The 23,770-nt window shown below is 69.3% G+C and carries 19 protein-coding genes and 1 pseudogene; 11 read left to right on the top strand and 9 right to left on the bottom strand.

Annotation, left to right across the window (positions count from 1 at the left end; all coding sequences use genetic code 11):
- Positions 1-200 precede the first annotated feature (200 nt).
- From ACTWQF_RS16230 to ACTWQF_RS16220, 3 genes and pseudogenes are all read left to right on the top strand, one after another.
- Positions 201-459, top strand: a pseudogene (locus ACTWQF_RS16230) (YqgE/AlgH family protein); the annotation flags it as partial.
- A gap of 293 nt (positions 460-752) precedes the next feature.
- The gene (locus ACTWQF_RS16225) at positions 753-1,373 is read left to right on the top strand and encodes a YqgE/AlgH family protein (RefSeq protein ID WP_443280173.1); all 621 of its coding nucleotides are present in this window, start codon (positions 753-755) and stop codon (positions 1,371-1,373) included.
- Positions 1,374-1,499: 126 nt separating this feature from the next.
- On the top strand, positions 1,500-1,796 hold the full coding sequence (locus tag ACTWQF_RS16220) for a DUF3039 domain-containing protein (protein ID WP_443280087.1): 297 nt from the start codon (positions 1,500-1,502) through the stop codon (positions 1,794-1,796).
- A 159-nt stretch (positions 1,797-1,955) separates the two neighbouring features.
- Here ACTWQF_RS16220 and ACTWQF_RS16215 read toward each other — a convergent pair whose 3' ends face one another.
- Entirely contained in the window at positions 1,956-2,831 is an 876-nt protein-coding gene (locus ACTWQF_RS16215) for a YwqG family protein (RefSeq protein ID WP_443280086.1), read from the bottom strand.
- 176 nt (positions 2,832-3,007) lie between these two features.
- Here ACTWQF_RS16215 and ACTWQF_RS16210 point away from each other — a divergent pair, with 176 nt between their 5' ends.
- From ACTWQF_RS16210 to ACTWQF_RS16195, 4 genes are all read left to right on the top strand, one after another.
- Complete coding sequence (locus tag ACTWQF_RS16210; protein ID WP_443280085.1) at positions 3,008-3,697, top strand: hypothetical protein; 690 nt, start codon at positions 3,008-3,010, stop codon at positions 3,695-3,697.
- Entirely contained in the window at positions 3,640-4,719 is a 1,080-nt protein-coding gene (locus ACTWQF_RS16205; protein WP_443280084.1) for a hypothetical protein, read from the top strand. Before ACTWQF_RS16210 ends, ACTWQF_RS16205 begins: the two co-directional genes overlap by 58 nt.
- Positions 4,720-5,014: 295 nt before the next feature.
- The gene (locus tag ACTWQF_RS16200) at positions 5,015-6,559 is read left to right on the top strand and encodes an amino acid permease (protein WP_443280172.1); all 1,545 of its coding nucleotides are present in this window, start codon (positions 5,015-5,017) and stop codon (positions 6,557-6,559) included.
- Entirely contained in the window at positions 6,556-7,431 is an 876-nt protein-coding gene (locus ACTWQF_RS16195; protein WP_443280083.1) for a M55 family metallopeptidase, read from the top strand. Before ACTWQF_RS16200 ends, ACTWQF_RS16195 begins: the two co-directional genes overlap by 4 nt.
- A 34-nt stretch (positions 7,432-7,465) precedes the next feature.
- Here the strand turns inward: ACTWQF_RS16195 and ACTWQF_RS16190 are convergent, their stop codons facing one another.
- Positions 7,466-8,743, bottom strand: a complete 1,278-nt coding sequence (locus tag ACTWQF_RS16190) for a DUF1266 domain-containing protein (RefSeq protein WP_443280082.1) — start codon at positions 8,741-8,743, stop codon at positions 7,466-7,468.
- Positions 8,744-9,322: 579 nt separating this feature from the next.
- Here ACTWQF_RS16190 and ACTWQF_RS16185 point away from each other — a divergent pair.
- On the top strand, positions 9,323-10,252 hold the full coding sequence (locus ACTWQF_RS16185; RefSeq protein ID WP_443280081.1) for a DUF6000 family protein: 930 nt from the start codon (positions 9,323-9,325) through the stop codon (positions 10,250-10,252).
- Positions 10,253-10,258: 6 nt separating this feature from the next.
- On the opposite strand, the gene ACTWQF_RS16180 is transcribed toward ACTWQF_RS16185, so the two are convergent.
- The 5 genes from ACTWQF_RS16180 to ACTWQF_RS16160 form a co-directional block, all read right to left on the bottom strand.
- The gene (locus tag ACTWQF_RS16180) at positions 10,259-15,013 is read right to left on the bottom strand and encodes a putative T7SS-secreted protein (protein ID WP_443280080.1); all 4,755 of its coding nucleotides are present in this window, start codon (positions 15,011-15,013) and stop codon (positions 10,259-10,261) included.
- A complete protein-coding gene (locus ACTWQF_RS16175) occupies positions 15,013-15,519 on the bottom strand; it encodes a hypothetical protein (protein WP_443280079.1) in 507 nt (168 codons plus the stop codon). Before ACTWQF_RS16175 ends, ACTWQF_RS16180 begins: the two co-directional genes overlap by 1 nt.
- A 108-nt stretch (positions 15,520-15,627) precedes the next feature.
- Positions 15,628-16,152: a hypothetical protein gene (locus ACTWQF_RS16170; protein ID WP_443280078.1), complete on the bottom strand. Its 525-nt coding sequence runs from the start codon at positions 16,150-16,152 to the stop codon at positions 15,628-15,630.
- 4 nt (positions 16,153-16,156) lie between these two features.
- Positions 16,157-17,074, bottom strand: coding sequence for a GlxA family transcriptional regulator (locus ACTWQF_RS16165; protein ID WP_443280077.1), 918 nt, complete (start codon positions 17,072-17,074; stop codon positions 16,157-16,159).
- Positions 17,071-17,682 (bottom strand): cysteine hydrolase family protein, encoded by a 612-nt coding sequence (locus tag ACTWQF_RS16160; RefSeq protein WP_443280076.1) that lies wholly within the window; start codon positions 17,680-17,682, stop codon positions 17,071-17,073. The genes ACTWQF_RS16165 and ACTWQF_RS16160 overlap by 4 nt, the downstream gene beginning before the upstream one ends.
- 358 nt (positions 17,683-18,040) lie before the next feature.
- Between ACTWQF_RS16160 and ACTWQF_RS16155 the strand changes: the two genes are divergently transcribed.
- Positions 18,041-19,303 (top strand): extracellular solute-binding protein, encoded by a 1,263-nt coding sequence (locus ACTWQF_RS16155; protein WP_443280171.1) that lies wholly within the window; start codon positions 18,041-18,043, stop codon positions 19,301-19,303.
- A gap of 130 nt (positions 19,304-19,433) precedes the next feature.
- Entirely contained in the window at positions 19,434-21,044 is a 1,611-nt protein-coding gene (locus ACTWQF_RS16150) for a beta-N-acetylhexosaminidase (protein ID WP_443280075.1), read from the top strand.
- On the opposite strand, the gene ACTWQF_RS16145 is transcribed toward ACTWQF_RS16150, so the two are convergent.
- The gene (locus tag ACTWQF_RS16145; protein WP_443280074.1) at positions 21,041-21,607 is read right to left on the bottom strand and encodes a GNAT family N-acetyltransferase; all 567 of its coding nucleotides are present in this window, start codon (positions 21,605-21,607) and stop codon (positions 21,041-21,043) included. The two genes, ACTWQF_RS16150 and ACTWQF_RS16145, sit on opposite strands and share 4 nt — an antisense overlap.
- On the bottom strand, positions 21,604-22,881 hold the full coding sequence (locus ACTWQF_RS16140) for a hypothetical protein (RefSeq protein WP_443280073.1): 1,278 nt from the start codon (positions 22,879-22,881) through the stop codon (positions 21,604-21,606). The genes ACTWQF_RS16145 and ACTWQF_RS16140 overlap by 4 nt, the downstream gene beginning before the upstream one ends.
- Before the next feature lie 435 nt (positions 22,882-23,316).
- Here ACTWQF_RS16140 and ACTWQF_RS16135 point away from each other — a divergent pair, with 435 nt between their 5' ends.
- A complete protein-coding gene (locus tag ACTWQF_RS16135) occupies positions 23,317-23,502 on the top strand; it encodes a hypothetical protein (protein WP_443280072.1) in 186 nt (61 codons plus the stop codon).
- Positions 23,503-23,770 lie beyond the last annotated feature (268 nt).

The raw sequence follows: 23,770 nt of genomic DNA, 5'->3' as shown, positions 1-23,770 counted from the left end.
GAGGGGGGTGGGCGACTGTCACAGCTCGGCAATAACACGTAGGGTGGTTTGCCCGTTACCTGACGTGCTGCGGGTGGAAGCCCTGTCCGCCCGCCCGGACCACCCCGCGCACGCCCCGCGCCGCACGTGAACCCGGTCTGCGCGGTCTCCGTTCCGGCCATTGGGTCCCACGAACGGCGCAGGTGCGGGATCATTGCTGTATGACCGAGGTGTCCTCGCTCACCGGACGACTGCTCGTCGCCACACCGGTGCTGGCCGATCCGAACTTCGACCGCGCTGTGGTGCTCCTCCTCGACCATGACGAGGAGGGCTCACTGGGCGTGGTCCTCAACCGTCCCACCCCGGTGGACGTCAGCGACATCCTGGAGCCGTGGGCCGCGCTCACCGGCGAGCCCGGCGTCGTCTTCCAGGGCGGACCTGTCTCGCTGGACGCCGCGCTGGGCGTTGCCGTGGTCCCCTCCGGCAGAGGCGACCGCACGGACGGCGGCCCCGCCCGCGCGACCGACGGGGGCCTGGGCCGCGCGACCGACGGCGGCCCCGGCCGTGCGCCCGGCCGAACGCCCGGCCGGAAGAGAGCCACGACGGGGGACGGCGGCGCGGCTCCCGCGGGGGGCGGTGCGGAGCCCGCGGGGGCCGGACCGGAGCCCGCGGAGGGGCGTGGGCCAGAGCCCGGCGAGGGGCCGGAGGCCCGGCCGGTCGGCAACGGGACCGGCACCCGGCCCGCGGAGTCGGACGGCTCGGGCGCCGCGGAGATCGGGAGCGCCGCCGCTCGCGGGGGCCCGACGGGTCGCGGGGGCGCGACGGGTCGGGGGAGCGCCGCCGATCGTGAGAGGGCCGGCGCGGAGCGTGGGAGCGCCGCCGATCGTGAGAGGGCCGGCGCGGAGCGTGGGAGCGCCGCCGGTGGGGCCGACGCCGCAGGTGAGGGCGCTGCCGCAGCCGACGCGGATGCCGCCGACGCAGCCGACCCGGATACGGGCACCGGCACCGATGCAGGCACCGGCACCGGCACTGACATGGGCACCGGCACCGACGTGGGCACCGACGCCGACATGGGCGCGGACGCCGTCCTCGACACCGACGGGCCGCTCGGCTGGCGTCGGGTGCACGGTGCCATCGGTCTCGTCGATCTGGAGGCGCCGCCCGAGCTGCTCGCTGCCGAGCTGGGCTCGCTACGGATCTTCGCCGGGTACGCGGGCTGGGGGCCGGGCCAGCTGGAGAAGGAGCTGTCGGAGGGCGCGTGGTACGTCGTCGAGTCCGAGCCCGGCGATGTGTCCTCCCCCGCCCCCGAGCGGTTGTGGCGGTCCGTACTGCGCAGACAGCGGAGCGAGTTGGCGCTGGTTGCGACGTATCCGGACGACCCGTCGCTGAACTGAGGGCCGAGCCGGTCCGGCGAGAGCACCAAGGCGGACGAACGGGGTTACATGCGGCACTCCCGACGGGTGACGCGGGCCACTGCCCATGCCTGACGTGTTCCGGTCGCATGAGTACCCTTGGACTGCATGAGCACTCTTGAGCCCGAGCGCGGGACGGGCACCGGCACACTCGTCGAACCGACCCCGCAGACATCGCACGGTGACGGCGACCACGAGCGGTTCGCCCACTATGTCCAGAAGGACAAGATCATGGCGAGCGCGATGGACGGGACGCCCGTCGTCGCACTCTGCGGGAAGGTCTGGGTCCCGGGTCGCGACCCGAAGAAGTACCCCGTCTGCCCGATGTGCAAGGAGATCTACGAGACGATGGGTCCCGGCGGGGACAAGAACGGCAAGGACGGCAAGGGCGGCGACAAGAAGTAGCCCCCACGCGTTCGAGCTCAGCGCCCCCGCGCACGCGTACTGCATACCGCCGCCTCGCCCGTACCCCGTACGGGCGAGGCGGTGTTGTGTGCTGTCCGCGGTCTGCTGTCGGCCTGCTGGTTGGCCTGCTGTTCGGCCTGTTGTCTGCGGTAGCAGGGATCAGCAACACTGCCAGGTGAACATCGCCTTCTCGAAGCGGTTCTCGGCCAGGTCCTCGGGGCGGATCAGCCAGTAGAGGACGCCGCAGTCGCCCCAGGACATATCGGCGTCGGGGTCGCTGTCGAACTGGGCGAGCAGCACCCACCGCTGCGCCTCCTCGAAGACCCGCGGATCGTTCCAGCCCACTTCGCGGGCGCCCAAAGCGCCATGGGCCACCTCCAGCTCGACAGGGCCCTGGATACTGTGCGGATTGCCGAGGATCTGGTGGCCGTTGAACCTCCGCACCTTGTCCAGCTCTGCGAGGAAGGGCCCGCTGCCGACCGGGTGCTGGGAATACTCGGACCGGTCCGAGAACCCGAACGTACGAGACAGTGCCGGGGTGTCGCCGCCGGGCACGGTCGGCGCCACCTCGACCGTCAACGGCACGGTGTCGTACGGCTCCAGGTCCCCCGGAGCGGGGCGCTCCGGCAACTCCCCGTAATGCGGCGGCAGATGGAGTACCCGGGCACCGGCCCAGGATTCGGGGTCACCCGCCTCGACCACTTCTTCCTCGTCGCTGAAGTAGAAGAAGGCGAGCCAGCCGTCCGTCCGGAGTGGCAGTTCCTGGCCGCGTTCGGCAGCCGCCGAGCGCAGCGCCCCGCAGTCCACCGCAGCGATGAAGTCCAGCGGCCCGCACCCTTCCCATTCCGGCCACTCCACGTCCTCCGGCAGTCGGGGGAGTCCGCCCAACTGACCCACGACGCGTTCGCCGTCCCCTGCCTTCCGCAGGTACGCGCCGGTCTTCAGCAGCCCGATCCAGCGTTCGGCGTCCTCGGGGGACAGATGGGTCCGGGCAAGAGCGTGCAGCGCCTCGGGTGCTTGTGCCGTAGTCGTCATGCCGCCATGTTGCCGGGGGCCTCTGACAGTTGAGCGGCGGGCCGACTGCATCGGCGAGCTGTTTCTGTGGACGGCGTTGTTCCGTTCGTGCTGCTCCTGAAGTCGCTGGGTGCGGAGTTGGCCGCGCTGCTACCGTCAGGTGCACGACAGTCACCTGACGCAACAGGGAGCCCGCCGTGCACCTCACCCGCCCCGCCGCCTCGCTGGCCGCCGCCACAGCCGCCGCGCTGCTCCTCGCCGGGTGCGGCGGAAGTGACGACGCCGACTCCAAGAGCGACAAGATCGAGGGCGCGGACAGTTCGAAGGGCAAGTCGACGGCTCCGAGTAAGGGTGAGGGCGGCGCCAAGCAGAAGGGGCCCGACTTCCGCACGTCGGACATCAAGTTGCCCGGTGACGTCAAGCAGGTCTTCGACTGGAACCAGCCGTCGGCCCCGGAGAAGGCTGCCGCCTTGGACGGCGCTGCGGACTACATGCGGGCAATGATGCATGCAATGGCCGAACAGGATCCGAAGGATCCGCTTTTGACCGCTCACGCCGTGCCGCTGGGAGACGCGCAGGAGTACGCGTCCTATATCGCGGGGGAAGGCAAGAAGCGGGGCTACACCGTGACCGGTACGGAGCGGTATTACAAGGAGCAGGTCGGAGAGTTGAACGAGAGCAAACTTATCGAGGTCAACTACTGCGTCGATCAGGCGAAGCTGTTCAGTAAAGAGGCCAAATCCGGGAAAGTGATCCGTAGCAGCCCCTCGGACGAGAGCTACTTGCACTTCGAACTCGTCATGCAGAAGCCGTCAAAGTCGGGCGGTTCGTGGAAAGCACGAGCGGTTACGGTGACAGAAAAGGCGGTGAAACAATGTGGAAAGTAAGGACGGGGGCGTCGCTTCTCGGAGCTGTCGCTTTAGCGCTCACGGTAGAGGCACCTGTCGCCGAGGCCAACACGGGCTACGGGCGGGGTGAGAAGGAAGGAAAGACCTACAGTGCCGAGGCTGGTGTCGTCCACTATTCCGGGGCTGGGGCCGCCAAGAACAAGGGCGGCGGGAATTTAGCTGTGCCTGCGGGGGATTGGGCGCCGCCTCCTTGTTGGTACGCGCCCGCGTATACGCCGAAGCAGCTGAAAGAGAAGGTGGATGCGTCGCCGTACTCGCTCACCGGGCGGGATCCCAACAACAAGTACGTGAAGGAGGAGACGGACCGCGACATTCGGAAGATGTACTCGGAGGGGGAGTACAAGAACTTCAACCTCAAGAAGCAGGGGGAGGGCAAGTTCTGGGCGGGGGTGCCGAATCCGAACGAAAAGGACGCGGCGAAGCGCGAGTCGTGTACGAAGTTGCCGTTCTGGGTGAAGAACGGCGAGCAGCCGGAGGTTGAGAACGCCATCAGCCCGGAGATTCTGTCCAAGCTGGCGTATGCGCAGATCACGGTGCCGGAGACAAAGGTCGAGCTGAACCCGAAGGACAAGCAGACGGTCAATCTGCCGACGTGGGTCTGGTTGGACAAGGGCACGTACAAGCCGCTGTCAGTGAAGGCGTCCGTCGACCTCGGCGGGGGCCAGGAGATCTGGGCGAGGACGACGGTGGAGCCCGACTCCCTCACGCTGAGCCCGGGGACGGAGAGCGCGACGGTGCACCCGGCGTCCGGTGAGTGCGCGATCAAGGACGACGGCAGCATCGGCACCCCGTACAAGAAGGGCAGCGGGAAGAAGGCGCCGCCGTGCGGGGTGACATATCTGCGGGCGACGCAGGACGACGGCACCTACACCTTGCGGTCGACGCTGAAGTGGAACGCGTCGTGGGAAGGCAGCGGCGGCGCGGGCGCCAACGATCTGCCCACCGGCGAGTTCGGCAGCCAGCAGAACGTCACCGTCCAGGAGATCCAGTCCATCAACTAGCGGGGGGCCGGTCGGCGTGCCGGTAGAGCCCGCGGCGGTTCGCGCAACGTTTCCCCGTTCGCCGCCCGAAGTACGCAACGATCATCCGTGGATGCGCAACAGCCGTGCATTCCTGCCGTGAGCTGCGGACTCGTAGGCTCATGCCCCGTGCCAGGCGTGGCGGTGACCGCCAGCTCGGCGGCCCCCTCACCGGTGCACGGGAGTTCCCTGCCGGCGTGATGTGTCATGCTCGCGGGCCGTCGCCTGCCACAGGTCCCCGCCGACCCGCAGCGACAAGGAGTCCGACATGCCGCCGATGCCGCCGGAACACAGCACCGCGCCACCCTCGGCCGAGGCAGCTTCCCCGCCGAGTTCCCCGCCGGGCTCCGGGGTGGGCTCCGCGGCGAGCCCCGTACGCGGCGGTGGTCGACTGCTGCGGCGCAAGCCCGTCGAACAGCTGATTGCCGAGGGCGGGCAAGGCGCGGGGGGAGCGCTCCGCCGGTCCCTCTCGATGTGGCAGCTGACGATGATCAGCATCGGCGCCACTCTGGGCACCGGGATCTTTGTCGTACTCGGCGAGGCCACCCCGCTCGCCGGGCCCGCTGTCGCGATTTCGTTCGTCCTCGCGGGCCTGACTGCGCTGTTCTCCGCGCTGTCCTACGCGGAGCTGGCCGGCTCCATCCCGGTCTCCGGCTCCTCGTACTCGTACGCCTACGCGACCATGGGCGAATTCGTCGCCTGGATCTGCGGCTGGTGCCTGGTGCTGGAGTACGGCATCTCGGTGGCGGCCGTCGCCGTCGGCTGGGGGCAGTACCTCGACGAGCTCCTCGGCGGCACCCTCGGTGTGACGATCCCCGATGCGGTCTCCGCACCGCTCGGTGAGGGCGGCCTCATCAACCTGCCCGCGCTCGCGGTGATTCTGCTCGCCATGGTCTTCCTGATGGGCGGCGCGAAGGAGAGCGCCCGGATCAACACCACCATGGTCGTCATCAAGATCGTGACGCTGCTGCTCTTCTGCGGCATCGGCTTCTTCGGCATCAAGGCGGGCAACTACGCGCCGCTCGCCCCGCTCGGGGCCACCGGCGTCAGCGCCGCCGCCGCGACGCTCTTCTTCTCCTACATCGGTTTCGACGCCGCCTCCACCGCGGGGGAGGAGGCCAAGAACGCCAAGCGGGACCTGCCCCGGGCGATCATGCTGTCGCTGCTGATCGTCACCGTCCTCTACTGCGTCGTCGCGCTGGTCGCCGTCGGCGCCATGCCCTGGCAGGACTTCGGGGACACCGACGCCGCACTCGCGCGGATCATGGAGAACGTCACCGGCATCGGCCTGTGGAGCGTCGTACTGGCCGCCGGTGCCGTCGTCGCCATCGCGAGCGTCGTCTTCGCCGTGCTCTACGGCCAGACCCGCATCCTCTTCGCCATGGCCCGGGACGGCCTCGTACCGCAGGTGTTCGCCAAGGTGAATCAGCGGACGGGCACGCCGCGCGCCAACACCGTCCTCGTCGCCGCCTTCTGCGGAGCCCTGGCCGCCACCGTCCCGCTCGGCGAACTCGCCAACGCCACCAGCATCGGCACCCTCTTCGCGTTCGCCCTGGTCAACGTTGCCGTCATCATCCTGCGCCGCACCCGGCCCACCATGAACCGGACCTTCCGGGTGGCGCTCTTCCCGCTCACGCCGCTGCTCGGCTTCGGCTTCTGCGTCTGGATGATGTTCAGCCTGCCCGCCGCCACCTGGGCCGTCTTCGGCGGCTGGATGGCCGCGGGCCTCGCCTGCTACTTCCTGTACGGCATCCGGCACTCGCGTCTCGCTGGGAGACTGGACGCCGACGTGACCAGTGGGGCCAGTGGGGAGAGCGTATGAAGGTGTACATCAGCGCCGACATGGAGGGCGTCACCGGGCTCGTCGGGGCCGACGACGTACAGATGGGCGGCCGGGACTACGAGCGCGGACGCGTGATGATGACGGAGGACGTCAACGCGGCGGTGCGGGGCGCCGTCGCGGCCGGCGCCCGCGAGGTCGTCGTCAACGACACGCACAGCGCCATGCGGAATCTGCTGGTCGAAGACCTGCACCCGGCGGCGTCCCTCGTCCGTGGGAAGCCCAAGCCGATGGGCATGCTCCAGGACCTCGACTCCTCCTTCGACGCTGCCGTGTTCGTCGGCTACCACGCACGGGCCGGTGCGCTCGGGGTGCTCAGCCACAGCTTTATGGGCCACGAGATCGAGGACATGTGGCTGGACGACGATCACGCCATGGGCGAGATCGGCTTCGCCCACTCGACGGCCACGGCGCTCGGCGTGCCCGTCGTGGCGCTCTCGGGCTGCGACGTGGCGTGCGCGGAGCTGACGGAGTGGGAGGGAGACGGCGGGTACGTCCGTACAGTGCCGGTCAAGTACGCCCGGGACCGCTTCGCCGCCCGGCTCCGTCCCGCCGAGGAGGCGCGCCGCGCGATCGAGGAAGCCGTACGGGAGGGCGTGCGCGAGGCTCCGTCCCGTACCCGCCCGGCGCCCGACACCACCGAGCACACCCTCACCGTGCGCTGGCAGTCGGCGTCGGTCGCCCAGCAGCTGGAGGGCATTCCGGGCGTCACCTGTTCAGGAGGTGATGCGGGAAAGGACCCCGCCCATGACCGTTCGGTACGGGTCAGCGGCGACCTGCCCGCGCTCTTCCGCCTCTTCGGCGTCTTCATGGGCGTCGCCTACGCGCTGACGGGCCAGGCCCCGTACTGCTAGCCGTGGTTGGGCTCCTGCCGACCGGGGTCGGTGCCTAGTCGCCGCCCCCGGCGCGGAACGGGATGGTGAGCCAAGGGCTCTCCGGCTCGGTCGTCAGAAGCCGGTGGGCCGTCAGCATCTCCTCGTACCACGGCCCGAACTCCTCCTCGTCGAAGTGCAGACAGCGGCCCAGCACATACGCGGCGGAGAAGTCCTCCCACGAGCGGTAGCCGATCGTGCTGACCCGCCCGGCACGCAGGACGGCGCCCTCGGCCTCCTCCAACGTGCAGAAGCGGGCCGCCAGTCCGAAGCGGGCCATGTTGGAGGCGCGGCCGTAGTCCCAGGCGGCGACCGAGCGGACGAACCGGCCCTCCGGAAGCAGTCCGTCGGCGCGGAACCGGGCCTCGTACCGGGTGATGCGGCCGATCAGCCGCTTCACCCCGTCGATCTGCCACTCCACCTCCTCCTCGGAGGGGCCCTCCGACCGCGTCACCCCGTCCGGCGTCAGCTCAATGGTGGCCGTCGCGACCCGCTTGCGCAGCACCCGCTCCGCGGCCTGCCGCCAGTGCGCGGGCTCCACCTGCCCGCCGAAGTCCTGGGCCAGACTGTGCCGCAGCCCCAGTGTGAACTCCCACACCGGGCTGCTCATCTCGCCGCGCAGCAACTCCTCCTGGTGGCTGCGCCAGGTCTGGCGGGTAGTGCAGCTCCACCAGCGATCCAGGAGCCGCCGCTCGTCGTTGTAGCCCAGCCCGTGGCCCAGCGAGTTCCAGTGCTGGCCGTTCTTCACCGACAGCAGCGCCCCGCAGGCCAGCCCCCGCGCGACAGCCCCGGTACGCGGGCCGCCCATCCACAGCGTGCGGAGCGTCAGATTGGGCGCGACCTCGGGAACCCGGTCCGCATGCTGCTGCCACAGCGCGCACAGGGACTGGCTTGCCGGGAAGTACGCCTCACAAGGCGACCCCGGGTTCACCGCCAGCCACGGCGGGTCCTGCTGCGACCAGCCACGCGCATACTCGCCGAGGCTCTCCGAGATGAAGACCGGGTCCTCGATCGGCGCCGGCAACATCGCCTCCGTGTACACGGCCGCGCACCACCCCTGCACCTCCGGACGCCATACGGGCTGCATCCGCGCGGGGACCCGCCCCGGATTGGCATCCAGCCATGGCCGGGAGGCGAGACGGTACAGATACTGCCCGGCCAGCACATCCATGTAAGCGGCCCAGTCATGACGGCACTTGGCCTCATACAGCCGCCGCTCCACCTCGCTGGGCGCCTCCGCCCACACCGGCGCCGGCGCCGCCGCGGCCTCTTCGGCCGCCCCCCGATTCCACATCGATTGACCCCGTACTCGTGCCCGTCAGTCCGCCGCCGTCATTGTCGCCCTCAACGGAGCAGCTGGAATGCCGGTATCACCACGTAGACAAACACCAGCACCCCGCCCACACACATCCCGATCACCCGCCCCGTGGTAACCCCCTTCTTCCCCGCCCCGGCAGGCGCCGCCCACCCCGCCCCGGGATGGGCGCCGTACGGGTTCGGCGGCGGAGTCGGGAGACGCGGGGACCGCTGGGCCATGGATCGGTGACCTCCGGTGGCTCGCTTGGGAGGGAGTGCTTGCTGCTGCGCGCTGACGCTGGTTGATACTGACCGACAGTGACCCTCGGGGCAACGCACGGTCGGAGGGCCAGGATAGCTTTGGGCCCGGAGGGAGAGGGACCCGGTTGCGCCCTCGGATGACAGACGTCCCTTTGGGGCTCCACCTACGTCTCTAGTCGCCGCTTCGTACCCTGGCGACGAGCGGAAAGTTCCGTTGTGCCGGACTCGCGAGCGTGGCAATCGGCATGTGTTCACAGGTGCCATCTCCGAAAGAGCAAGGATGAAGTTGTTGCCATCTACGTGGCATAATTTCTCCATGATGATGCCGAATGATGACATTGAATTGCTCGCACTGACTCGGCGTTATGTCATGCCCGGGCGCCCCTACTTGAAATTTCAGGGGTGGAACCTTCGGCATTTGGCGGATGCAGATCTGCTGGAATTCGGGGGAAGTTTTCGGAAAACCTCCCAGGAGATTGAAGATGAGGGTCTGACGCGCCTCTTGGCTGCTGATTGGCGGGCGAAGATCACGGCCTCATGGATGATTGCGATGAGTTCGCGCGACTGGTTCGGGGGACTGCTGAAGCACCTGCTTTGGGGTGGTCAGGAAGGGCGGGCTGCCTTGGGGCATGTGTTCGCGCTGACTTCATTTGGTCGCACTCAAGATCTCCAGTGCCTTCGCGACTATGCGCGTCGGGGTGTCGAGTTGAATGAGTGGGGAGTCTCCCATGACTGGGCGATCGCCGGCTGGAAGTATCATCAGGCTAGGCGAATTGCCGGGAGCCAGGAGGCGGCTTTGTTCAAAACGCCGGGAGATGCCTGGCTGGATTCGCTGCCGTCGCCACCGGAAATTGACCTCATCGAATTTCTGTGCGGATTTGTGGAGAGGTGCGGCCTCCGGTTCGTTCGCGACGGTTCAGTGGTTGAACCCTTGGAATTCTTTCTCGCTCTTTCGGGGCGTGCTCGGCGCGGCGCAGAAGCTTGGGGAATCGTGCCGGATGAAGATGCTCGGCAGGAGTTGGATCGACGCTTTCTTTCGTATCCTGGTGTTGCAGATGAACTTCGCGCCGCTGCTCCGTTGGCAGTGGCCGCGGACAGCGACTTCCGTACCGTTCTGTACGGCCTGAATCCTGCGGTCGGCGAGGGGCGTTGGGTGGTGTCTAATTCCAGGCGGGGGATCAAATACGAGGCGCTGTCAGATCTTGATTCCGCAGTCGAACTCATGGGGGAATGGTCTCACCTTTAGGGCCTTTCAGCCGGGTCGGTGCCATGGTCCGCCATTTATGCTTATCTCAGCCCCTTCAACTGTCCCCCGGAGGGTGACCTCACCCTCCGGGTACGGGTACGAAACTCCGGGGACGCGGAAGTACTTAGCGCCGTCCGCGTTCGGGATCCGGAGCACGACGCCGGGGCCGTTGCCCATTCGGCTGCACTCAAGTGCCATGTCCTCGTAGTCGGTTGTCCAAGAGGTGAAGACGCTGTCGGTCTGACCGTCTCCTCCCGCGTGTCTCTGGACGTCTTCGTGTCCGCCACGTGGCTCTGCTCTGCCCTGAAGCGCGTTTTCATACATCTTGCGCCAGTCTGGATCCTGCTCAGTCGCATAACTCACGCCTCTGTAGAGAAACGGCTCCTCCGCAGGATCCCAAGACCCTCCGTTCGGACAGTGCTCCGGGGCCAACCCAAGCGGATCTCTCCCGGAAAGTGGATTACCCACATACGCCACCGGGTTCGGTGCCGGCGTCAGTCCCAGCGGGTCCGGGGACAGGTAGCGGGCCGTCTCTGGGTCGTAGTGGCGGAAGTAGTTGTAGTGGAGGGTGGTTTCGGGGTCGAAGTATTGGCCGGGGAAGCGGAGGGGGGTGTAGGTGGTGGCGTCGGTGTTCCAGGTGGTGGTGCCCCAGAGGGTTTGTTGGGTGTGCCAGGCCGTGGAGCCGGATTCGGTGATGAGGGCGGTGGGGGTGCCGATGAGGTCGGTGACGATGGCGAAGAAGCGGGTGTCTATGTCTCGTTGGGTGGTCTCGTCGGTGATGCGTTCCGTCTGGGAGATGGGGTGGAGGCCCTGGTGGTTCCAGGTGAGGGTTACCGGGTGGGGGGACTCGCCTGTTGTGGTTTGTTCTATGAGGGTGGGGCCGTCCCAGGTGAAGTCCACCCGCTCGGAGTCCGACCTTTTTGATATGCGGCGGCCCAACGGGTCGTACGCGTAATGCCATTCCGCGCCGTCCGGGGTGGTGACCCGTGTCAGACGGTCTTCCGCGTCCCACGCGTAGTGCCAGGTGTCCGGTCGCCGGGAGAGGTTCTTCTTCTGGCGGCTCACGACGCGGCCGGCCGCGTCGTGTTCGTAGCGCAGGCGGCCCGCCGTGCGGATGCGGGTGCCGGTGTAGGTGCGGGGGCCGCGGGCCTCGGGGCTCGCGTGGGCCGCGGGCCAGTCGGCGGTGGTCTGGTTGCCCGCCTCGTCGTAGGCGTAGGTCTCGGTCCAGTCGCGCGCGTTGACCCGCGTGACGCGGCCCGCCGTGTCGAGGGCGAAGCGGCTGGTGCCCTCGCGGGAGTCGTCCACCGCGATCAGATGACCGTCCGGTCGGTATGTGTAGGAGCGGTGCCAGGCGGAGTCTGCCGCCGCCCCAGTGAGCGCTTGGCCGGTGAGGCGGCCTGCGGGGTCCCATGTCCAGGAGAGGGAGGCGGTGGCGTCGATCTGCCGTTGCTGCTCGCGGCCTGCGGCGTCGTACGTGGAGGAGAGTGTGTGGCCGTCAGCCGTCAACGTTGTCCGGTTGCCCGCCGCGTCGTATCCGTAGTGGGTCAGCGAGCCGGTGGGTGTGGTGCGGCGCAGTGGGCGGCCCAGCGCGTCGTACGTGAACGTGAGCGCACGGCCGTTGACGACCTCCGTCTTCAACCGGCCCGCCCGGTCGTACTGGCGCAGCAGTTCCGCGTCAGGGTTCCGGGCCTCGGTCAGGCGGCCTGCCGGGTCGTATGCGTACGTGGTCACCGTGCCGGCGGCGTCCTTGGCCGTCATCCGGCCGAGCAGGTCGCGTTCGTAGGTGATCGTGTCGCCGAGCGGGGTGGTGCGGGTGGTCAACTGGCCTGCGGCGTCGAGGGTGTAGCGCTGGGTGCGGCCATCGAAGTCGGTCTCCGCGACGAGGCGGTCGGCGCCGTCGTAGTCGTACGTCCAGCTCAGGCCCTGGGGGTTCTCCACCTCGCGCAGCCGCAGGCGGGTGTCGTGGGTGAAGGTGTAGCGGACGCCGTCGGGGCCGGTGCGGGCGGTGAGCAGGTCGAAGTGGGTGTATTCGTAGGTGGTCTCGCCGCCTGCCGCGTCGATGTGGCGGGTGCAGTTGCCCTCGCCGTCCCACTCCCAGCGCTCGGTGGCGCCGTCGGGTGCGGTGCGGCGGGCGAGGTGACCTTCGACCGTCCAGGCCAGGTGGGTGGTGTCGCCGAGTGGGTTGATGACGGCTGTGGGGCGGCCGAAGGCGTCGCGGCGGTACGTCGTCACGGCACCGGCCGGGTCGGTGATCTCGCTGGGCAAGCCTGCCGGGTCGCAGCGCACCCGCGTCTCGTCACCCAGCGCGTTGGTCACCGATGTGAGACGGCCCGCCTGGTCGTACGTATAACGGGTCGTCGCGCCGGCGGGATCGGTGGAGACGGTGCGGTTGCCGCGCTCGTCGTACTCGTGCCGCCACACCGAACCGTCGGGCTCGGTGATCTCGACCGGCAGTCCCAGTGTGTCGTAGGAGACGGCCCGCGTGCTGCCGTCGGGGTGCAGGACGGTGACGACGCGGCCTGCGTCGTCCCGCTCCAGTCGGGTGGTGCGGCCGAGGGCGTCGGTGTGGGAGAGCACGCGGTGGTGGGCGTCGCGTTCGGTGTGCGTGGTGGCGCCGGTGGGGTCGGTGATGGCTAGGACCTGGTTGCGGGTGTTGACCAGGTAGTAGGTGGTGTGGCCGAGGGAGTTGGTGACTTTGGTGACGCGGCGGCCTGTTTCCGGGTCGGCAGGGCTGTAGTCGAAGGTCGCGTGCATGTGGCCTTCGATGCCGGACTGCCACACGCAGCGGTCGCGTTCGTCGTACGCGTACTCGTAGCGGGAGTCGTTGGTGTCGGTCCAGGAGACGATGCGGCCCGCGTCGTCGTAGCCGAAGCGCAAAGAGTCACCGGTCGAGCCGGTGACGTTGGCGAGGTGGCCGTGCTCGTCGTAGCCGAAGCGGACGATCTCCTGGTCGCCGCCGTCCCGTGCGGCTCCGGCGAGCTGAAGCGCGGTGACGCGGCCCAGCTCGGCGTCTGTCTCGACGCGTATGTGGTAGCCGCCGGAGTGGACGAGGGCGAGCGGGGTGCCGTCTTCGGCGTACTCGAAGGTGACGCGGTTGCCGTTCCGGTCGGATATCTCCGCGAGCAGGGCGGTGCCTGCGCGGCCGGGGGGATCGGTCGGGGGCGCGTAGTGGCTGGTCCAGCCGGTGTCGGGGTCGGTCAGTACGTAGTCGCCGTCCGCGTGTAGCTGCAGCGGCCAGCGCGGGCCCTTCTCGGGCAGTACCGGCTCGCCGCCGGGCTCCGGGTGCGGGTAGGCCACCAGCAGGCTGCTCTCCCCGTGGAGGACGACGCCCTCGGCATCGACCTCCAGGCGCTGGTCGACGGTGCTCGACCAGGTGGGGCCGAACCAGCGGCCGGCGCGGTAGGAGGACTCGAACTGACGCCGGAAGACCAGCGGCAGCACACCGGGCAGTGCCAGATCGGTCTGCGGCAGCAGCATGCGGCCGGTGGCGAAGTCGACGGGGTCCTCACCGCAGGTGCGGTCGCCGTTCTGTCGGTTGGAGTTGTGCGGTTCCTGGCTGAGCGACTTGCGTCCCGGACGCTCCGCGGCGTGCTCGCCCGCCCGGGCAAGGCGGGTGCCCTTCGTCACCACGCCCGCGGCTTTTCCGCCGCCTCCGGTGACGGCGTCGAGTGCCATGCCGCCAAAGAACTGGTCCGGGTCGTTCAGGAAGCTTCTGTACGCCTGCTTGAGGGCGGCGTCCGGGTGGGTGGCCAGGGTCTTGGTCCCGGCGGCCGTGCTGTTGAGGTTGGTCTGGTAGTCGTCGGGGTTGAGGAAGTTGTGGCCGTTGATCGGGCTCATGCCCTTGGCGAAGTTGTTGGCAGCGGCGCCCGTGTTGAGGAGGCCACCGGCCCGGTGTTCCATCGCCAGCAGCCCGCCCTTGAAGCCGCTGCGTGTCTGGGCGAGGGTCGAGGGCTTGGGCGGGGCGGCGTCGCGGGCCGCCTCCATCAGCGTGTTGGCAGCCCGCGCCGCCTCGTCCCGCTGGCGGCGGGCCTCCCTCAGCTTCTCGCGGGCCTCGTCCATCTTGGCCTCGCCCGGGTCCTTGGCCGGGGGCTTGTCGGGGAGCGAGCCGGCCACGCGGTCCTTCTTCGGCGTCTCCTTGTACGCCTTGAGCGCGTCCTCGTAGAACGAGACCTTCGACTTGTGCTGCGCGGAAGCGGTCTTGCCCTCGTTGTAGAGCTTGATGGACTCCCGGGCCTCGCCCTGGGCCCAGCGCACGGTGCGGGCGAAGTCGTTCAGCGCACCCTTGGCCTTCTCGCACGCGTCGGCCGCCTTGAACCACCGGCCCGGCTGCACCTCCACCGTCCGGCGGAAGGCGTCAGCCGCCTCCCCCCTCAAGTGGTGTGAATCCAGGCCCTTCAGGCCCCGGCCCACCCGGTTGAACGCCCTGCGGAAGTCCCGCAGATGATCGGCCGCCGACTCCAGCTTGGACGGCGAGCCGTGGATGAGCTTGTTCGCCTCCTCCGTCTCGCCCAGCTCCCGCTCCTGGACATTCCCGCCGGTCTTGTTGGTGACCGCGTCCCCCGCGTCCCGGACGAACTTCGCGCCCGGCTTCCAGCCCATCTCATCCAGCTGGTCGGCGAGGAGGTTGGAGCCCTTGCCGACGACTTCGCCGCCCTTCTCGACGACGCCCTCGATCTTGTCCTCGACCGGATCGGGGGTGAAGTCGTGGTAGGCGTCCTTTGCCGCGTCGGTCCCCGCGTTGACGAGATCTCCGAGACCCATCAGCCGGGCTCCCCCTTGCCCTGGCCGCCGGGTTTTCCGTCCATCTGGCCGGTGGTCATGTCCAGGAACCCGGCCTTGTCCAGGCCGTCCTCGGAGGCGTACGGATTACCCATGGGGTTGAGGGCGTTGATGCTGCCCTTGAGCGTCACGGCCCGGTAGCGGTCCTCCTCCCAGGACATGCCCGCCGCCAGATCCAGCCCCTCCGCGATGGCATCCGCGTCCGCCATCAGACCCCGTACGCCCCACTCCCACTGCTCGCAGAACCCCTCGAACGACTGGGACAGCGCCTCGTCACCGACCTCCATCTTGGACAGCGACATCTCCTCGAAACCGCTGCCCTGCGCGGCATCCACATCCGTGCCGACCTCACGCAGCTCATCCAGAGCGCCCCTGATGCCCTTGGTCAGCTGGGTGACCGTCTCCTTCGGGACCTGCAACTGCCCCTTGTACGCCAGCTCATCCGAGAGCTTGTCGCCGGGCAGCACCGGCCCGCCGTTGTCACCCATTCCGCTGTCCCCCTCGATCCCCGCCCCATTTCGATCGAACACCGTACCTGTACGCGACCGTACGAACGCAAGCCGTATCGAGCCCTCATGACGAGCCCTCATGACGAGCTATGCGCTCGGGTCCACGTTCCAGCGGCGCGGGAGCTCGGTGTCGCAGAAGGCGCAGTACCAGTCGTCCTCGCGGACGATGTTGGGCTGGTGGCAGTGCTCGCAGCGGCGGAAGGTGAGGGCGTGGGTGAAGGAGGCGGGGTGGGGGAGGGCTGCGCGGTGGAGGGATCGGGAGACCGCGGGCCAGCAGGTGGGTTCGGGGCAGTAGCCGGTGGAGTGGTTGGTCGCCTCGGTGACCCGCCAGCCGGAGGGGGAGGCGGCGGCGTGCGCGAAGGCGATCTCGCCGGCGGCGAGGACCCGCGCGCCGCCCGCGCAGGTGACGTGTTCGGTGCGGCGGGGCGCCAGGCGGAGCAGGCCGGTCAAGTCGACGACGAAGGTGAAGGGTTCGGCAAGCTCTGCTGTTGTGCGGTGGGCGGCCCAAGCGGCGAAGTCGGGGGCGGTGTGGATGGCGTGGCCCATCGTCGCGGCGTCGGCGTGGGCTGCGAGATCGGCGGGGCCCACGTAGCGGTAGCTCCGTATGGTCACCGGGTCAGGGTAGGGCGCGGGAGCGGAGGCGGCGGAGCATGCGGGGGTCGGTGAAGCCGACCTCGTGGGCGGCGGTTTCGGTGGTGGCGCCGTGGGCGATGAGGTGCTCGGCGCGTTCGAGGCGGAGGGCCTGCTGGTAGCGCAGAGGGGTCAGGCCGCCGGTGGCGCGGGTGAAGAGACGCGTCAGGGTGCGGGCGCTGACGCCCGCGGTGGCGGCCAGGTGGTCCAGGGTGAGGGGTTCGGCGAAGCGGGTGTCGATGAGGTCCTGGGTCCGGTGCACGGTGTCGTCGAGGTGCGAGCGGTACCGCAGTACGGCGCTGGCCTGCGGCTCGTCCCCGTTCCGGCGGACGTAGACGACCATGTTGCGGGCCACTTGTGCGGCCTGCGCCGGACCGTGGCGTACGGCCAGCAGATGCAGGGACAGATCGATGCCGCTGGCGATGCCCGCGGAGGTGATGACCCGGTCGTCGGTGGTGAACAGGACATCGCGGACGACCTTCGCCCGCGGGAAGCGGCGCGCGAGTTCGTCCTGCAGCTCGTGGTGCGTGGTGCAGCGGCGGCCGTCCAGCAGCCCCGCGTCGCCGAGGGCCTGCGCCCCCGAGCAGACGCTGGCGACCGTGCCGCCGGCGGCGTGGTGTGCGGCGATGCGGGAGAGGGTTTCCTGGCTGAAGGGGGGAGGCAGCGTCGGGCGCGGGGAGCGCCAGCCGGGTACGACGAGCAGGTCGCCTGGGCCCAGGTCCCGGGGCCACTCGGTCTGTGCGTGCACCGGCAGCCCCTGCGCGCTGTCGATCCGTTCCCGTTCGCCGACATAGCTGAGCCGGTAGGCCCGGCCGAGCCCCGCCGCGGTGCTGAAGACCTGGGCGGGGCCGGCGAGGTCGAGGAGGTGGACGCCCGGGGTGAGGACGAGGACGACGTGGGTCACGCCGTGGATGGTGCCAGCTTCGCCGACTCCCCCTCCAGTTCTCCCTCCCGCTCCGCCTCCAGTTCTCCCTCTCGCTCCGCTTCCAGTTCGGCGACCGTGGTGATCCGCGCGAAGCGGTCGCGGAGCACTGCGACCGTCCGTTCGACGACGGCTTCGGCGCTCAGGCCGCCGACGGGGTTCGTGGTGGTGGCGTCGACGGGGAAGGCGACGCGGTAGCCGAGGTCGCTGCCGATCCGAGTGGTGGTCTCGACGCACTGTTCGGTGCGGATGCCGCTGATGACGAGCTCGGTGACGCCCGCCTCCGTCAGCAGCTGCTGGAGGTTGGTGGTGGTGAACGCGTTGTGTGAGGTCTTGCGCAGTACGGGCTCGCCGGGGAGCGGCTGGTCGAGTTCGGGCAGCAGCCGTACGTGACCCTGCTCCGGATCGAAGACGCCGCCCGAGCCGGGCTCGGTGTGCAGGATCCAGATGACGCGGTCCCCGGCGGCGCGGGCGAGCCGGACCAGCCTGTTGACCGGTTCGGCGATGTCCGGGTCGGCGATGGTGGCCCAGGAGTCGGGGCGGGCGCGGAAGGACTCCTGGACATCGATGACAAGCAGGGCTCTGTTCATGTCCGTCAGTCTGGCCAGCGACAAGGCGTCGTTGACAGACACGATCGGGGCCCTTAGCGGAACGATCTGGTCAGCCGAGCCTCGATTCGGGGCTCCCGTTGGCTGGTACAGACCTATTGCCCTCGCAGGTGCCTGCCTCGTAGCCTCACGCGCAGATTGTGCAGCGCGAAACGCCGGTTGCGTATGTTGCAACGCGCCATTGCCACGTCGCGTGCTTGGGGGTCTCCTCGTGAAGGACGTCAGGGTCATCAAGGCCATCAAGGACGTTAAGGACGCCAAGGTCGTCAAGACCAAAGCCGTCCAGCGCAGGCAGCAGGCACCCGGGCGGCGCCTCGTCGCCCCTCTCGTGGCGCTGGGAATGGTGGCGGCCGCGGTGGCCGGATGCGCCCCCAGCACCTCCGGCGGCGGTAACGGCGCCGGCCAGGACGAGAAGAGCGGGACGGTACGCGTCTGGCTGTTCCGCGAGGTCGGCAACAAGCCCAAGGAGAAAGTCGTCCAAGGCGTGGTCGACCGGTTCGAGAAGCAGCACAAGGGCGTCCGCGTCGCCGTGCAGTACATCCCCGTCAACAGCCGGGCCGAGAAGATCAAGGGCGCGCTCAACGACCCGGACTCGGCACCGGACGTCATCGAGTACGGCAACACCGACACCGCCGGATACGTCGCCGACGGCGGACTGGCCGACGTCAGCGACGAGTTCGCCAAGTGGGATGCCACCGCGGACCTCGACCCGACCGCAAGGAAGTCCGTCACCGTCCGGGGCAAGCAGTACGGCGCGCCCCTCTTCGTCGGCGTCCGCGCCCTCTACTACCGCACCGACGTCTTCAAGGACCTCGGCCTCGAGCCTCCCCGCAGCCTGGGCGAACTGGCCGCCACGGCACGGAAGATCCGCGCCGAGCGCAAGGACATGTACGGCATCGCCGTCGGCGGCGCCTACACCTACGGGGCGCTGCCCTTCGTCTGGGCGCACGGCGGGGAACCGGCGAAGGAGGTCCGCGACGGGAAGTTCGAGGCCACCCTCGACAGCGTCGGCGCCAAGAAGGGCATCCGGGCGTACACCTCTCTCTTCGGCGACGACAACTGCCCCGCGGCCAAGTGCGCGGCCATGGGCGGCAACGAGACGGTGGAGGCGTTCGCGGGCGGCAAGGCCGGGATGGCCATCGGCGGCGACTTCAACCGGCAGGCCATGGAGGACGGCGCGGTCAAGGGCAAGTACGCCATCGTCCCGCTGCCCGGCGTCGAGCGGGGCAGCATCGCGCCCGCCTTCGCCGGCGGCAACAACATCGGCGTCCTCAAGAGCAGCAGGCACCGCAGCCTCGCCGTCGAGCTGATGAAGGAGCTGGCGGGCAAGCGCACCCAGGAGCGGCTGTTCGACGCCATGGGCTTTCTGCCGACCTTCAGCGATACGAGGAAGCAGGCCGCCGCGCGGGAGCCGTTCGTCAAGCCGTTCGTCGCGACGCTGGAGTCCGGGACGAAGTTCGTGCCCACCAGCCCCGCGTGGGGGCGGATCGACGCCTCGCTGGTCCTGCCGGGGATGTTCCAGCAGATCGTCAGCGGCAAGCAGGGCGTGGCCGGGGCCGCCGCCGACGCCGCGCGGAAGATGGACGAGGCGTTCGAGAGGTGAGGGCCGCCTCCACGGTGATGACGGTGCCCGTGCTCGCCCTTTTCGTCTGTGTACACCGCTGTGTACACCGCCGCTGGTCTCCGGGCTCGGCGGAGCCGTGAAGTAAGCCGTCACACAAGGAGGACCGGTCATGTCGGCCATCGGCTGGGCGGGGCTCGTACCGCGCGCCCGCGAGGTACGGGAGGGGGACGGACCGCCCTTCGTATGGGGGAGCGGCACCGCGCTCGTTGCCGGTCCCGAAGTGCGCGGGGTCGCCCGGTGGCTGCGCGGCCAGTCCGTGCTGCCGTTCCACGATGGGGAGGGCGAAGTGGGGACCGCCCTGCAGCTTCGGCTGAACGGTGAGCTGGGCGCCGGCGCCTACCGGCTGGACGTCACCGCTGAGCGTGCCCTGATCGAGGGCGGGGACGCCGCGGGGGTGTTCTGGGGCGTACAGACACTGCGCCAGGCACTGCCGCCCGCGGCGTTCCGGCGTGCCGGAACCGCGGGCGAGTGGGGGATCGCGCCGGCCCGCGTCCAGGACGCCCCGCGGTTCGCCTGGCGCGGCCTCCTGCTCGATGTGGCCCGGCACTTCATGCCCAAGGACGGAGTGCTACGCGTCCTCGATCTGCTCGCCGCGCACAAGCTGAACGTCCTCCATCTGCACCTCACCGACGACCAGGGCTGGCGGATGGAGATCCACCGCTATCCGCGGCTCACCGAAGTCGGCGCCTGGCGGCACCGCACCCGGGTCGGCCACCGGGCCTCCCCTCTGTGGGACGAGCGCCCGCACGGCGGCTACTACACCCAGGATGATCTCCGCGAAATCGTGTCGTACGCCGCCGAACAGCACATCACAGTCGTACCCGAGATCGAACTCCCCGGCCACTCGCAGGCCGCCATCGCCGCCTATCCCGAACTCGGCAACACGGACGTCGTCGACACCGCCGCGCTGGGGGTGTGGACCGACTGGGGAGTCAGTCCGCACCTGCTGGCGCCCACCGACGAGGTCCTGCGCTTCTACGAGCACGTACTGGAAGAGGTGCTGGACGTCTTTCCGTCCCCCTTCATCCACATCGGCGGCGACGAGACCCCCAAGGACCAGTGGCGCGCTTCCGCCGTCGCGCAGGCGCGGATGGCCCGCGAAGGGCTGCGCGACGAGGATGCCCTCCAGGCGTGGATGGTGCGGCACTTCGACCGCTGGCTCGCCGGGCGCGGGCGGCGGATGGTCGGCTGGGACGAGATCCTGGAGGGAGACACCCTCGCGGGCGACGGCCTCACGCCGGGCGCCGTCGTCTCCTCCTGGCGGGGGTACGAGGGCGGCGTCGCCGCCGCCGAGGCGGGCCACGATGTGGTGATGTGCCCCGAGCACGAGCTGTACCTCGACCGGCGGCAGACGGCCGGGGACGACGAGCCCATGCCGCTGGGCTACGTCGCCTCGCTTCGGGACGTGTACGAGATGCGCCCGGTGCCCGAGCGGCTCACGCAGGGCGGGCGCGCCGCGCGAGTGCTGGGCGTGCAGGCGAACATGTGGACCGAGTGCACGGAGAGTTCACAGCGCGTCGACTACCAGCTCTTCCCCCGTCTCGCCGCCGTCGCGGAGGTCGCCTGGACCGGGCCCGGCGGGGACTACGAGCACTTCGCGGCGCGGCTGGAGAGGGCGCACCTGCCCCGCCTCGACGCGCTCGGCGTCGACTACCGCCCCCTCTCGGGGCCACACCCCTGGCAGCGGCGGCCGGGGATTCCGGGGCGGCCACTTCCCTAAGCCGCCCCCTGGCGCAGGTAGAGCACCATCACGTCATGAAGATCCGCTCCGTCCCACGGATGAGCCTCGCCCACCTTGCGGTAACCCCACGACCGGTAGGCAGCCTGCGCCGCCTCGACATCCGGCCGCGCGTTGAGCAGCACGCGCTCCTCGTCGGCGTCGGCAAGCACCGCGTCGTGCATCCGCCGAGCCACACCGAGGCGACGCCACGGCGCGCGCACCGCGAGCTCCATCAGCCCAAACGTCCGGCGCCCGTCTTCGCGGCGCAGCTCGTCACTTACGGGCGTTGTCAGCCGGTCCCACCAGCCGGTGCTGGGGCTGAGGGGGTATCCGTAAGCGATACCGACCGGCTCGCCGCCGCTTGTGCGGGCGAGGGCAGCGCGGAACGTTGCCTTGCGGGTCTGTGAGCGGAAGCGCCGGAAGTTCGCCGCCACGCTCTCCGGCGTCTCGTCGTACGGGGCCTCGGCGAACACCTCGGCATAGACGCGGGTGAACGCCTCCTCGGCAGCTGCGGCGGCGGAGCCGTCCATGCGCTCGACGGTGACGCTCTCCGACAGGGTCATCGTTGGCTCCCTCGGCTGAACTCCCGGATGCGGTCGACCATGTCATGGCAGACGGCACCGCCGCTGGCGGCGGCCTCCTTCTGGAACTCGTGCACGCGGTGAGTCAGGCGCGCGGAAGAGACATCACCGCAGGCATCGAGCACTCCCGCCATTTCGGAGCACGCAGCCTCCGTCTCGCCTGGCTTGAGAAGCGTGACGGCGAGCTTGGACCTGTACCAAGCGGTATTACGGGCGTAGCCTCCGCCCAGCCCTTCGACTGCCGACCTGAGGAATGGGACGGAGCGTTGTGGCTGCCCTGCCCGTGCGTACATGTCGGCCGTGGCGTAATCGATCTCGGCGGAACTGGCGAACCGCGCCCATGCAGGCACTGCCGTGTCCGTGTCTGTGCGGCTGTGGAACGACATGGCGCGGCTGAGTGCCCGGCGAGCGGCAGTGGAGTCACCCCCCTGGGTGGTGACGTTGGCCTCACGCAGGGCGATCACCAGGTGCACGGTCGGGCCTGCGCCGACCTGCTTCGCAAGCCTGTAAGCCGTTTCGACCGCCGATGCCGCCTCCCACTGCCGATTCGCCTTGATGTCGATGAGGATCAGCGTCTCAAGAGCAGACAGCTGCAGCAGTTCGTCGCCGATGAGTTGGGCAGTGGTCAGCGCTTCCAGTGCGGCAGCACGAGCGCGCTCAACCGGCCCGCTGTCGAATCCGTACCAGGCTCGATTGGCGCGTAGTTCGGACAGCATTCCTTGCAGGTCACGGCTGACCCTGCTCGTGTAGACGCTGTTGCTCAGTGCCCCGGTGATCTGTTGTTCAAGCTGATTGGCTCGTGCAGCGGCGGGGATACCCCCGGAGCGGTGATCCACGGTGTAGAGATCGGCCACTCGGGAGCGGAACGCCGCCACCTCGCTGGCACCGATGCGAGGGCCGAGCCGCTCGGGGAGCATCGCCGCGGCGGCGATCGCCCCCGTACCGGTGACGAATGCTCGACGTTTCACCTCTCCATCGTCACCGATCCGCTCGGCGGTCGCGGTTCGGTGGGCGGGAACCTCGAAGCCCATCTCGGCGAGCGGCAGTCCGAACAGGGCCTCCAACACAGCCTGCTGGCTCGGATGCGGTAAGGGCGGGGGCGTCTCGCCCTCCCATCGCCGCAGTTGGCGGACGCTGACCGATGCGCCGATGCCCAGGCGGGCGGCCTCGCGGGCGAACGCGGCGACGAAAGTCACCTGCGTGTATCCCGCCGCCCTGCGCAGCTGTACCAGCTTGCTGGGGTCTGTCCCCGCCATGAACTTCTCCTCGCGTGGGCGGACACTCCCCTAACCGTAGCGACATGACCACGCAGCGTCCGCGGAAACGTCCGCCTGAACGTCCGGTTGGGGACGACCCGCAGCGTCCGCCGACGCGGTGAACTGGTGGGGTGCAAGGCCGGCACGGCCTGCACCGCAAACACTGCCGGTCGTTGCCGCACTCCAGTGATCGAACCGCGACAGCGTGACAGAGGAGAGGGTCGCAATGGGCACGCACGCCCAGGAACAGCCAGCGGCGGCGCAGTTGGCGCGTCCGGTGGGGCGTGAGCTGGAGCCCGTCCCTGTGCGCGGTTGCGACGTATGCGAACTGCTGGCTCAGGACAGGGAGACGGCCCGCTCGATGGGTCACACGCTGATCGTCAGGAGTTGCAACGCCGTCATGGCAGGACATCCTCATAAACGGAGCTCAAGTAAATGATCACTACCCCTGGGGCGTGCCCGACGTGTCAGGCGCTGGAGGTGCGGCTGGCCAAGGCCGAAGAGGCCGGTGACCAGTCGCAGGCCGTGGACTGCCGGGTGCTGCTCCGTCGGCACCCCGACCACGGCGGCCCACCGTCGGCGCCGGCCCACAAGTCCTGGAAGGGGAAGGACAAGTACTGATGAGCAAGCCCCACCACCTCCGCCGCCCAGCAGGCAACCTGCGCGGCGGGAGCATCGCGGACAAGGATCGTCGCGCAGCGGCGGCGCAGACCACCCGCCGCGCAGACCTCCTGGAACGCATGCGGCGACGCAATGCCTCACCCCCGCAAAAGTCGTCACCCCCTTGACCGGTGACCTTCCTGAGGGTGCCGCCTATGCCGACGCCGAGCGCGGGCAACACGGCCATCCCGTAGGGCCCAGGCGGGGCCCGCCGTCAAATGGTGCGAAA

The organism is Streptomyces sp. 8N114, from assembly GCF_052245835.1.
Taxonomy (GTDB): Bacteria; Actinomycetota; Actinomycetes; order Streptomycetales; family Streptomycetaceae; genus Streptomyces.
The sequence above is the reverse complement of the archived record's forward strand: the minus strand, read 5'-3'. Positions and strand labels throughout refer to the sequence as shown.